Source organism: Promineifilum sp. (SeqCode), from assembly GCF_041918635.1.
Lineage (GTDB): Bacteria > Chloroflexota > Anaerolineae > Promineifilales > Promineifilaceae > Promineifilum.
Window position 1 is genome coordinate 1 of record NZ_JAYRVJ010000160.1, and the last position, 10,486, is coordinate 10,486.

The following is a 10,486-nucleotide window of genomic DNA, read 5'->3' on the forward strand; positions in this document are numbered from 1 at the left end:
CGATGAGACTACGACCGGCGCCGGCGCGGCCGGCCAGGAGCCGGGGATCAGTGGCTTCGTTTGGCACGATCTGTGCAGCCAGACCGGCGCGGCGGTCGAGGCCGGGGCGACGCCGGAAGAGGGATGCGTGCCCGCAGCCGACGGGGCAGCCCTGGTGGCCGACGGCGAGCAACAGAGCGGCGAACCGGGCATCCCCGGCGTCCAGGTGAGTTTGCTGGCCGGCGACTGTACTTCGGCCGTGCCCGGCGACGAAGTTGTGGTGACGACCGACGAGTCCGGCGCGTTCCGCTTCGAAGGGTTGACGCCCGACACGTACTGCGTCTTTCTGGACACCGACCTCGAAGCCAATATCGCTATCCTGGAAGAGGGGGTGTTGACCTTCCCGATCAACAACGGCGTGGCTACCAACAGCGTCACGGTGACGCTCGAAGAAGGCGCGGCGCTGACCGGCATTAACTTCGGCTACGACTTCCGCTTCCAGCCCACGCCCGTAGCCGCGGCCGACTGCGGCAACAGCTTTGAGTTCGTCCAGGACTTGACCGTGCCCGACGACACCGTCTTTCCGCCCGGCGCGGAGTTTGAGGCGGCCTGGCGGTTGCGCAACAACGGCACCTGCCCCTGGACGACCGATTACGGCGTAGCCTTCATCAGCGGCGACGCGATGGGCATCACCACGACTGTGCCGCTGGAGACCCCGGTCGCGCCGGGCGAGACGGCCGACATCGCGATCACGCTGACCGCCCCGACCGCGCCCGGCAGCTACCGGAGCAACTGGCAGATCAGCGACGCCGCGGGCACGGCCTTCGGTATGAACGGCCAGGCCAGCGAGGCGTTTTGGGTGCAGATCATTGTCGAAGAGGGGGCAGAGCCTCCCCAGCTTACGCTCGGCTCGGCGGCTATCAGCGGCATCGTCTGGGAGGACGTATGCTTTCTGACCGATGGCACAGCGTCGCGTGGCTGTGTCGAGACGGAGGAGGGCAGCGGTTTCTTCCGCGGCAACGCGACACAGGACTCGAATGAGGTCGGCATTCCCGGCATCTCGGTCATTCTCGGCCGCGGCGCGTGCCCGCCGGGGGGCATCATCGCCGCCGCCAATCGCGTGGCGACGACGGTGACAGCCGACGACGGCACGTACCGCTTCGAGGGGCTGGACGCCGACATCTACTGCGTCTCCATCGACGCCCTCAGCGCCGAGAACGTCAACCTGCTGATCCCCGGCAACTGGACCTGGCCCGCGCCGGGCACGGGCCGGCAGGGTATCCGTCTGGCCGGCGGTCAGGAGCGGACGGACGTCGACTTCGGCTGGGATTTCCAGGAGTAGAAAGCGGGCGCGGCGCGCCGATTCTTCAACGGTGGCCGGGTGAGGCACGCTTCGCCCGGCCACCGTTGTGACAGGGCGCGACAGATTAAGCCCTGTCGTAAGGTAATCCCGCTACGATAACGTCAGGTGGGAATCTACCGTCGGAGTTAGGAGCATTGAATACAACGATCGAGCCAATCCCTTGGCGCGGCTTCCGCGCCATCGACAAGCTAGTTGTCATCGTCCTGCCGTTGCTGGCGGCGGCTCTCGTCTTGTTGCCGTTTCTCGATCAGGCCATGCTGCGCCGCCTGGCGCGGCTGGTCAGCGCGCGGCGGCTCATCCCCTGGCTGATAAACGGGCCGGGGACGTGGGTACTCGCCGGCGGCCTGTTGCTGCTGCTGGCGCTGTTCGTCTGGTGGCGGCGGCGGGTGATCATGGGCGAGGAGCGGCTGTGGGCCAGCGCCGGCTGCCCCAACTGCCAGGAGCGCGAGTTGGTGCGCGTTTCGCGCCAGTTCAGCGACCGGTTCTACGGCCTGGCGGCCATCCCAGCCTATCGCTACGCCTGTCGCAGTTGCACATGGCGCGGCTTGCGCATTGGCCGCCGCCGCCATTCGCAGGAGATGGATGAGGAGTTGGAAGCGGCGCTGCTGCGCTTCGACCCCAACGCCTCGCTGATGGAACAACAGTCGGCGGCCGGCCCAGACGCCGCGCCGGTCGCGCTGGCCCGCGCCGGGGCCCTGTTCCGCGACGCCGGCGACGTGGCCTGGGCGGGTGACACCCCTTTGCCCCCCAACGGTTACACCGATTTGGAAGCAGCCGGCGAGGACGCCGACGACGAGCCAGTGGACGAGTTGGAGTGGGTCTGGCAAAGCCTCAAGGGCGACGCCGAGCCGGACGCAACAGGCTGAGCCGCTCCTATCCGCGAAAATCAGCGCCCCATCCTTTTCAGGATTTACAGACGATCTTCCGTTGACAACCACCACCTTCTAGCCTATAATCCAAGTTCGCGCGAGGTGGGTAACCAACCACGCCCACCGCGTGGTGAACAACAAGTCATTGTGACGGAAACCGGCATCATATGCGGATGCCGGTTCTTTTTGGAGGCAAACGTGTACGCAATTGTGGAAAGTGGTGGCCGGCAATACCGCGCCGAAGAGGGCAACACCTTCTCCGTCGAGAAGCTGCCCTATGAAGTCGGTGACCAGGTGGAGTTGACGAATGTTCTGCTGTTGGCCGACGGCGACGCCGTACAGGTGGGACAGCCGACCGTGGCTGGGGCCACCGTCAAGGCGACAGTCGTTCAACAGTACCGGGGCAAGAAGATCCTCGTCTGGAAGTACCGGGCGAAGCTTCGCTACCGCCGGCGTCAGGGTCATCGACAGGATTATACGCGCCTGCGCATTGATGAGATCGTCGCCGGCTAGGAGCTAGGAGTAAAGAGAAATGGCACACAAGAAAGGTGGCGGCTCGACCCGCAACGGCCGTGACAGCAACTCCAAGCGCTTGGGCATCAAGCGCTATGGCGGCCAGTACGTCGGGCCTGGCGTGATCATCGTCCGCCAGAAGGGCACCAAATATCGCCCCGGTAACAACGTCGGTGTGGGCAGCGACTACACCATCTACGCCCTGATCGACGGCCAGGTGGCGTTCGAGAACCGTTTTGGCCGCAAGGTCGTCAGCGTCTACCCGGTACAGGCCGAGGCGACGGCCGAGGCCGTGGGGGAGTAAGGGGCCATGAAGAACGATATTCATCCGAAGTGGTATCCCGATGCCAAGGTCATTGTCGAAGGTGAAGTCGTCATGACCGTCGGCTCGACCCGCCCGCAGCTCGTCGTCGAAGTGTGGTCGGGCACGCACCCCTTCTATACCGGGACGCAGCGCCTGATGGACACCGAGGGCCAGGTTGACCGCTTCATGCGCCGCTTGCAGAAGCGCCAGGAGATTCAGACCACGGTCGAGGACACCCAGCAGGGCCGCCGGCCGGAGAATTTCGCTATCGACATGATGGACCTGGGCACGCGCGCCAACAACGCGCTGCGCGACGCTGGCCTGACGACCTATGGCGACCTGTTGAACCTGTTGAAGCAGGGTGACGACGCCGTCCTGGCCTTGCAGGGCATCGGCCAGACAGCTCTCATCAAGATCAAGCGCGGCTTGCGCGACGAGGGGTTGATCGCCTAATCGATCAAGACATCCACAGATTGCACAGATTCTTAAAACCAATCTGCGCATTCTGCGGATTCTTCTTCCCTCGTCCGCTCCGGCTTTTGTCCGAAACGGGCAACGCGAGGATAATGGGCAGATACGCCGACAAGCGTATCTGCCCTTTTTGTTATCGAGGAGAGGATATGAGCAAACACTCGCGCGCGCGGATCGAACTCATCTGCGGCAGCATGTTCAGCGGCAAGACAGAGGAGATGATTCGCCGGCTGCGGCGCGCCGTCATCGCCCGCCAGCAGGTACAGGCCTTCAAGCCCGCCATCGACCAGCGCTATCACGTGGAGAAAGTGACGTCGCACAATGGCCTGCACTTTGAGGCCCAGCCGGTGGCCCGCGCCGCCGACATCCTGCTCGCCGTCGATCCGCAGACGGACGTGGTCGCCATCGACGAGGTCCAATTTTTCGATGAGGGGATTGTGGACGTGTGCGAACAGTTGGCCCATGCCGGCAAGCGGGTGATCTGCGCCGGGCTGGATATGGACTTCCGCGGTCTGCCCTTTGGCCCCATGCCGGCGTTGCTGGCCCGCGCTGAGGAGGTTAGCAAGCTGCACGCCATCTGTGTCGTCTGCGGCGAGGAGGCCAGCCGGACACAACGCCTGATCGAAGGACAACCGGCGGCGTTCGACGACCCGATCGTGCTGGTCGGCGCGGCCGAGGTGTACGAGGCGCGCTGCCGGGCATGCCATCAGGTGTTGCCCGCGTCCCGCTCGGTCATGGAGGAGATAGGCTGACATGCGCGATCTACAAGACGACATCGCCCAGGTTCTCATCGACGAGACAACGCTGGCCGACCGCATTCAGGGAATGGCGGCCCAGATCGAGGCGGACTACGCCGATAGCGACGACCTGCTACTCATCTGCGTCCTGAAGGGCGCCTACATGTTCCTGTCCGACCTGAGCCGTGCCCTGACCCGACCGCACCATCTGGACTTCATGGGCATCTCCAGCTACGGCCGGGGAACCACCTCCTCCGGCGCGGTGCAGATCATCATGGACTTGAAGATACCACTGGACGGGCGGCACGTGCTCATCGTTGAGGACATCATCGACAGTGGGCGGACGCTGTCGTACATGAAGCGCAGCCTCCTGGCCCGGTCGCCGGCCTCGCTACGTATCTGCACCCTGCTCAACAAGCCCGCCCGGCGCGAGGTGGAGGTGGACGTGGATTACGTGGGCTTCGATATCCCCGATGAGTTCGTCGTCGGCTATGGGCTCGACTTCGATGAGTTGTACCGCAACCTGCCCTACATCGCCGTGCTTAAACCCGAGCTCTTCGCCCACCTTCGGTAAGAAGAATCCACAGATTTCGCAGATTACGCAGATTTTTCTTCCTTAATCTGCGTAATCTGCGAAATCTGCGGATCGATTCTTCTGATGACCCCAGATTCATTGCCCCTCGCGCCGCTGGTGGAGCGGATACGGCCGCTGCTGCCGGAGATCGGGCAGCCGGTGCACCTGGTCGGCGGGGTGGTGCGCGACGCGCTGTTAGGTCGGGCCAGCCACGACGTTGACCTCATCGTGGCCGCGGACGCCGTCCCACTCACCTACTGGCTGGCCGACCGGCTGCGCCTGCCCGCCTACGCGCTGGATGCCGCGCGGGACGTGGGCCGGATCGTCGCCAAAGCGGAAGCGACGACGCTCGACATCGCCCGCTACCGGGGCCCCACCTTCGAGGACGACCTGCGCGGCCGGGACTTCACCATCAACGCCTTGGCCTTGCCGGTCGGGGCGCGGACGGCGGAGGCGATCATCGACCGACACGGCGGCCTGGACGACCTGCGCGCCGGGCGCATCCGCGCCATCCACAACGACTCTATCGCCGATGACCCGGTGCGGGCGTTGCGGGCCGCCCGCTTCGCCGCCCAACTCGGCTTCGCGCTGACGCCGGAGACGGCCGAGGCGGCCCGCGCCGCTCTGCCCGCCCTGCTGGCGCGCACGTCAGCCGAGCGCATTCGCGACGAGTTGACCAAGCTGCTAAGCGCCGGCGAGCCGCATACGGGCGTGGCCCTGTTGGACGAGTTAGGGCTGCTGGCGGGAGTCCTGCCCGAAGTGGCCGCCCTGCGCGACGTGGCTCAATCGCCGCCGCACCACGAAGCGGTGCTGGCGCACACGGTGAGTGTCCTGCGCTACCTGGTAGCGGTCGAGGCGCTGCTCGATGGCGAGCCGCCAGACGAGACAGCCGAATGGATGGAGGCCGTCGCAACGCTGCTCGCCCCTTATCGCGCCGCGTTACGCGCCCATCTGGCGCGGGCCATCGAGGGTGGGATCGACGGGCAAGGGCTACTGCGCTGGGGGGCGCTCTACCACGACACGGGCAAGCGGGAGACGCAGACGGTGGAGGAGACAGGCCGTATCCGCTTCCTGGGCCACGACGAGGCGGGCGCGAACCTGACAGCGGCCCGGTTGAACCGGCTGAATTTCGGCAACGCCGCCATTCGCCACGCGCGCGCCATCGTGGCCGGCCACATGCGCCCGCTCTACCTGGCGACGGAGCGGCGCGCTCCCTCCCGACGAACCATCTACCGCTACTACCGCGCGCTGCACGAGGCGGGGCTTGACGTGGCGCTGTTGTCGCTGGCCGACCACCTGGCGACTTATGACGGTGCGGGGAGCGGAGGCGAGTGGGAGGCGCTACTAACGGTCGTCGGCGCGCTGCTGGCGGCCTACTTCGACGCGCCCCACGAGGTGGTCGCGCCGCCGCGCCTGCTGACCGGGCAAGACGTCATGGAACTGCTCGGCCAGCCGCCGGGGCACGAGATAGGCCGGCTGCTATCTCTGTTGGAAGAGGCCCAGGCCGCCGGCGAAGTGACCACGCGCGGAGCAGCCGTCACCTTCATTCAAGAACACGCAAGCTCATAAATTCTGGAAAAATCTGCGTAATCTGCGAAATCGGCGGATTATTCTCTTATATCGGCCGACGCCCCTGAAAGCCGGTGTGTAGTTCATGGTAATAGCCGATTTGCGGCTCGCCGTAGCGCCAACAGAGCAGCACATCCCGTCCATCCCGCTCGCACAGAAAGTCGAGCAGGCCGGCCTCCAGGCTCTTGAGCACGCAGCCATAGGACTGGATGCGAGCGACCAGCCGCTCGATCTCGGCAAACTCACCCGTCAATTGGCTGGCCTCCGGCCCGCCCACGTCACTGCTCAGATCGACCAGCAGGCTGCCTAACTCGCGCCCCTCGCGGCTGACACGGGCGCGCAATTCGAGCAGGCGACCGACCAGCGGTGTCAGTTCCGGCAGCGCGGCATTGGCCTCCTCAACGGTGAAATAGCGCACACCCATCGTCTTCCCCCGTCCCGGCGCGCCGGGAAAGAAAAAAGGGCGGCAGCCCGGATCGGCCGCCACCCTTCAGAATCGTGCTTGCAAGAGCCGGAATTAGTGACCGCAGCCGCAGCCGCCGCCCGACGCGCCGGTATAACCGCCGCCGTCTTTAGCCTTGAAGGACGTGCCGCACCCGCACGACGTGACCGCGTTCGGATTATCAACCTTAAACCCACCACCCATAATGCTGTCCACGTAGTCGATAGTGGCCTGGTTGAGGTACATCATGCTGGTCGGGTCAATGAAGACCTTCACGCCGCTCTGCTCGATCACGTGATCGTAGGCGCGGGCCTCCGCTTCCAGAGCCATGCCGTACTGCATGCCGGAGCAGCCGCCGCCGGCCACGAACACGCGCAAGCCGTAGTCAGGCACGTTCTTCTGCACCAGCAAACTGCGGACCGTCTCCGCGGCGGCATCGGTCAAAAAGACAGTCTCTTCCTGCACCTGATCTAGCTGCTGAACATCCATGTTTGTTCCAATCCTTGTCTCAAGACTCGACAATACGTTTCGAGATGATATAGACGGGATTCTATCAGTGCGGCGGGCGGTTGTCAATTTTTATGAACTCATTCTTTAAAACTATAGACGCCGCGGGTGAATAGACAGGATAAGAATCCTGCGCCACTCTGCCCCTCGCGCCCTTTGTCGCGCGCGCGGCGTCATGCTAGAATCCTCATTTGCTCTGCGCCGCGTGGGCGGAGCAGGCGCGAAATCATCAAGGCCATCCAGGAAGGGCATCCATGCTAAAGACACACAGCTGCGGCGAGTTGCGCAGCGAACACATCGGCCAGACGGTCACGCTGGCGGGCTGGGTCAACCGGCGTCGCGACATGGGCGGCGTTATCTTCATCGATTTGCGCGACCGGGCGGGCAAGACCCAGATCGTGGTGGACGCGGGCCGGACGCCGGAAGGGTTTGCCGCGGCGGCGAACGTGCGCGGCGAGTACGTCTTGCAGGTCAGTGGCGTCGTCGGCCGGCGGCCGGCCGGGCAAGAGAACACGCAACTGGCGACGGGGGAGATCGAAGTGCTGGCTGAGCGGGTCGTTGTACTCAACTCGGCCAAGACACCGCCGTTCCTCATCGACCGCGACGACACTGTGGACGAGACGCTGCGCCTGCGCTACCGCTACCTCGACCTGCGGCGCGAACGCATGCAGCGCAACTTGATCCTGCGCCACAACGCGGTCAAGTTCATTCGCGACTTTCTGGGCGCGCGCGGGTTCATTGAGGTCGAGACGCCCATCCTCTTCAAGTCCACGCCGGAGGGCGCGCGCGACTACCTGGTTCCCAGCCGCGTCCACCCCGGCAAATTCTATGCCCTACCCCAAAGCCCGCAACAACTCAAGCAACTGCTGATGGTGGCCGGCTACGAGCGCTACTTTCAGATCGCCCGCTGCTTCCGGGACGAGGACTTGCGCGCCGACCGCCAGCCAGAGTTCACGCAACTGGATATGGAGATGAGCTTCGTCGAGCGCGACGATGTACTGGACCTGATCGAGTCGCTCATGGTGGGCATGGTAGAGGCGGTCAGTCTGGTGCCGCTGGCGCACAAGCAGTTCCCCCGCCTCAGCTACGCCGAGGCGACGGAGCGCTTCGGCACCGACCGGCCCGATCTGCGCTATGGCATGGAACTTGCGGACATCAGCGACGTGGCCGGGGCCAGCGCTTTTCGCGTCTTCGCCGAGAACGTGGCCGCCGGCCGGCCGGTCAAGGCCATCTGCGCCCCTGGTTGCGCCACTTACAGCCGCAAGCAGCTGGACGAGTTGGAAGAAATGGCTCGCGGCCAGGGGGCGAAGGCGCTGGCCTGGCTGGCTATCCAGCCGGAGTCGGGCGAGATGCGCGGCCCCATCGCCAAGTTCTTTACCGTCGATCAGTTGATCGCCATCACGGAGCGGCTAGGGGCTAAGCCGGGCGACCTCATCCTTATCGCCAGCGACGCCAAGAGCGTGGTGCACAACGTGCTGAGCACGCTGCGGACGGAACTGGCGCGGCGGCTAGGGTACACCGACAAGAAGGAACTGGCCTTCGCCTGGGTGATCGACTTCCCGCTGTTCGAAGAAGCGCTGGAGGACGGCCACTTCGCGCCCAGCCACCACATGTTCACCGCGCCCAGGCCGGAGCACATCCCCCTGCTAGACACCGACCCGGCGGCCGTGCTCAGCCAGCAGTATGACCTGGTCTGCAACGGCTTCGAGGTGGCTGGCGGCAGTATCCGAATCCACGACCAGACGCTCCAGGCCAAGATCATGTCGCTCATCGGCTTCTCGATGGAGGAGGCCCGCGATCAGTTCGGCCACTTGCTGGAGGCGTTCGAGTATGGCGCGCCGCCTCACGGCGGCATCGCCCCGGGCATCGACCGGCTGGTGGCGCTTATGGCCGGCGAGCCGAATATCCGCGAGGTGATGGCCTTCCCCAAGACGGCTCAGGCCACCGACCTGATGGCCGACGCCCCGTCGCACGTCTTGCCGCGCCAACTGGAGGAGCTACAGTTGGCGATCCGCGAGAAGGCGGCTTAAGAGCTCACGCAAAGAACGCCAAGAAGCAAAGAGCGCAAAGAAGAAGATTCTTTTAGCGTTCTTTGCTTCTTGGCGTTCTTTGCGTGAGCTTCTTCCCACTCTTACAGAAAGAAGTCCTTCAGCGCCGCCGTCACGTCGGCGATGAGGGCGTGCCAGTCGGCGTCGGGTTCGCACCAGACGACCAACTCGCCGCCATTCAAAGACGCGCCCGAGATACCATAGACGACAGCCAGCGCCTGGGCCACCGGCGAGCCTTCGTCCAGTTCGGCCGGCGACGCGTAGCGCTCCTCCCGCCCTTCGGCCGTCAGCGGCAAGTTAGTATGGAACAGGATGAGACCGTCCTCAGTTACCTCAGGTTCGATATCGATGTACTCCGACATGTTCAGATTATAGCCGAACAGCGAGACCTGCTATAATGTCCTTCGTCCCTTCGCTCTCCAAAAGAGGTCAGGGAGAGACAGATTAATGAGGAAACACCATGCACAAACTCATGAGCTTTATGGCCGGCGCGGTGTGTGGGGCGCTGGTAGGCGCAGTGACGGCGCTGTTGCTCACCCCCGCTTCCGGCTCGGAACTGATTGAGAGCGTTGAGGAGCGCTGGGAACAAACCCGTAGCGAGGCGCGCCAGGCGATGCAGGAGCGGCGGCGGGAGTTGGAGGACCAGTATCGGAACGCGAGCCGGATGTAGAAGAGCAGGGAAGCGGGGGTGCGGGGGAGCAGGGGTGAAGTAGCCTCGGCGACCAACATCTCACTGACTTGCTGCATGCTTGCCTCTAGAGCCGCGGTTTCGATTCGCTCCCCTGCCCCCGCCCCCGTGCTCCCCTGCCCTCTTACCGATCAATACGCACCCAATAGTCCGCGGCCGTATCCACGAACGGCGTCAGGGGCATGACGACCAGCACGCCGCCATCCGCTCCCAGTTCCACCGCCAGTTGCGCCCCATTCTGCGCGTCGAGCGCCAGCGGGATAACTTCGGGCGTCGCCCCCTCGCGGATAAGCCTGACTTCCCACTGCTGCGGCAGCAGCCAGCCCGTCTCCACGAAACCGGCCGGCTCCCATACCGGCGGCTGGGCTAACTCCGGCACGGACAACCCCGCCAGCCCGAATCCCCGGCCGAACGTCTCGAAG

General features: G+C 64.6%; 12 protein-coding genes and 3 pseudogenes. 11 read left to right on the plus strand and 4 right to left on the minus strand.

Annotated features, from left to right (window positions below; genetic code table 11):
* The 9 genes and pseudogenes from ACE3UY_RS05370 to ACE3UY_RS05410 form a co-directional block, all read left to right on the plus strand.
* Window positions 1–1,321: NBR1-Ig-like domain-containing protein (locus ACE3UY_RS05370; protein WP_374686524.1), on the plus strand; the 1,321-nt coding region annotated here is incomplete at its 5' end.
* A gap of 155 nt (window positions 1,322–1,476) precedes the next feature.
* Complete coding sequence (locus tag ACE3UY_RS05375) at window positions 1,477–2,208, plus strand: hypothetical protein (RefSeq protein WP_374686525.1); 732 nt, start codon at window positions 1,477–1,479, stop codon at window positions 2,206–2,208.
* A 201-nt stretch (window positions 2,209–2,409) separates the two neighbouring features.
* Entirely contained in the window at window positions 2,410–2,724 is a 315-nt protein-coding gene (gene rplU / locus ACE3UY_RS05380; protein WP_374686526.1) for a 50S ribosomal protein L21, read from the plus strand.
* Window positions 2,725–2,743: 19 nt separating this feature from the next.
* The gene (rpmA, locus tag ACE3UY_RS05385) at window positions 2,744–3,028 is read left to right on the plus strand and encodes a 50S ribosomal protein L27 (RefSeq protein WP_374686527.1); all 285 of its coding nucleotides are present in this window, start codon (window positions 2,744–2,746) and stop codon (window positions 3,026–3,028) included.
* 6 nt (window positions 3,029–3,034) lie between these two features.
* A pseudogene (rpmE, locus tag ACE3UY_RS05390) lies at window positions 3,035–3,224 on the plus strand (50S ribosomal protein L31); the annotation flags it as partial.
* A 71-nt stretch (window positions 3,225–3,295) separates the two neighbouring features.
* Window positions 3,296–3,481: pseudogene (locus ACE3UY_RS05395) on the plus strand (DNA-directed RNA polymerase subunit alpha C-terminal domain-containing protein); the annotation flags it as partial.
* Between the two features lie 167 nt (window positions 3,482–3,648).
* On the plus strand, window positions 3,649–4,251 hold the full coding sequence (locus tag ACE3UY_RS05400; protein ID WP_374686528.1) for a thymidine kinase: 603 nt from the start codon (window positions 3,649–3,651) through the stop codon (window positions 4,249–4,251).
* Between the two features lies 1 nt (window position 4,252).
* A complete protein-coding gene (gene hpt / locus ACE3UY_RS05405; protein WP_374686529.1) occupies window positions 4,253–4,810 on the plus strand; it encodes a hypoxanthine phosphoribosyltransferase in 558 nt (185 codons plus the stop codon).
* An 84-nt stretch (window positions 4,811–4,894) separates the two neighbouring features.
* Window positions 4,895–6,379, plus strand: a complete 1,485-nt coding sequence (locus ACE3UY_RS05410; RefSeq protein ID WP_374686530.1) for an HDIG domain-containing metalloprotein — start codon at window positions 4,895–4,897, stop codon at window positions 6,377–6,379.
* Between the two features lie 46 nt (window positions 6,380–6,425).
* Here the strand turns inward: ACE3UY_RS05410 and ACE3UY_RS05415 are convergent, their stop codons facing one another.
* Window positions 6,426–6,803, minus strand: a complete 378-nt coding sequence (locus ACE3UY_RS05415) for a DUF2203 domain-containing protein (protein WP_374686531.1) — start codon at window positions 6,801–6,803, stop codon at window positions 6,426–6,428.
* Window positions 6,804–6,896: 93 nt separating this feature from the next.
* A complete protein-coding gene (gene erpA / locus ACE3UY_RS05420) occupies window positions 6,897–7,310 on the minus strand; it encodes an iron-sulfur cluster insertion protein ErpA (RefSeq protein ID WP_374686532.1) in 414 nt (137 codons plus the stop codon).
* 272 nt (window positions 7,311–7,582) lie between these two features.
* Here erpA and aspS point away from each other — a divergent pair, with 272 nt between their 5' ends.
* Complete coding sequence (gene aspS, locus ACE3UY_RS05425) at window positions 7,583–9,358, plus strand: aspartate--tRNA ligase (protein ID WP_374686533.1); 1,776 nt, start codon at window positions 7,583–7,585, stop codon at window positions 9,356–9,358.
* A 101-nt stretch (window positions 9,359–9,459) separates the two neighbouring features.
* Here the strand turns inward: aspS and ACE3UY_RS05430 are convergent, their stop codons facing one another.
* Window positions 9,460–9,738 carry a hypothetical protein gene (locus ACE3UY_RS05430; RefSeq protein ID WP_374686534.1) on the minus strand — a complete coding sequence of 93 codons (279 nt, stop codon included), beginning with the start codon at window positions 9,736–9,738 and terminating at the stop codon, window positions 9,460–9,462.
* A 98-nt stretch (window positions 9,739–9,836) separates the two neighbouring features.
* Here ACE3UY_RS05430 and ACE3UY_RS05435 point away from each other — a divergent pair, with 98 nt between their 5' ends.
* A complete protein-coding gene (locus tag ACE3UY_RS05435) occupies window positions 9,837–10,046 on the plus strand; it encodes a YtxH domain-containing protein (protein ID WP_374686535.1) in 210 nt (69 codons plus the stop codon).
* Between the two features lie 142 nt (window positions 10,047–10,188).
* On the opposite strand, the pseudogene ACE3UY_RS05440 reads toward ACE3UY_RS05435, so the two are convergent.
* Window positions 10,189–10,486 (minus strand): annotated as a pseudogene (locus ACE3UY_RS05440) (hypothetical protein); the annotation flags it as partial.

Bases quoted from the DNA above. Each gene is read 5' to 3' on its own strand.
- rpmA (WP_374686527.1), top strand. From the start codon at position 2,744: ATGGCACACAAGAAAGGTGGCGGCTCGACCCGCAACGGCCGTGACAGC.
- ACE3UY_RS05400 (WP_374686528.1), top strand. From the start codon at position 3,649: ATGAGCAAACACTCGCGCGCGCGGATCGAACTCATCTGCGGCAGCATG.
- hpt (WP_374686529.1), top strand. From the start codon at position 4,253: ATGCGCGATCTACAAGACGACATCGCCCAGGTTCTCATCGACGAGACA.
- ACE3UY_RS05410 (WP_374686530.1), top strand. From the start codon at position 4,895: ATGACCCCAGATTCATTGCCCCTCGCGCCGCTGGTGGAGCGGATACGG.
- ACE3UY_RS05415 (WP_374686531.1), bottom strand. From the start codon at position 6,803: ATGGGTGTGCGCTATTTCACCGTTGAGGAGGCCAATGCCGCGCTGCCG.
- erpA (WP_374686532.1), bottom strand. From the start codon at position 7,310: ATGGATGTTCAGCAGCTAGATCAGGTGCAGGAAGAGACTGTCTTTTTG.
- aspS (WP_374686533.1), top strand. From the start codon at position 7,583: ATGCTAAAGACACACAGCTGCGGCGAGTTGCGCAGCGAACACATCGGC.
- ACE3UY_RS05430 (WP_374686534.1), bottom strand. From the start codon at position 9,738: ATGTCGGAGTACATCGATATCGAACCTGAGGTAACTGAGGACGGTCTC.
- ACE3UY_RS05435 (WP_374686535.1), top strand. From the start codon at position 9,837: ATGCACAAACTCATGAGCTTTATGGCCGGCGCGGTGTGTGGGGCGCTG.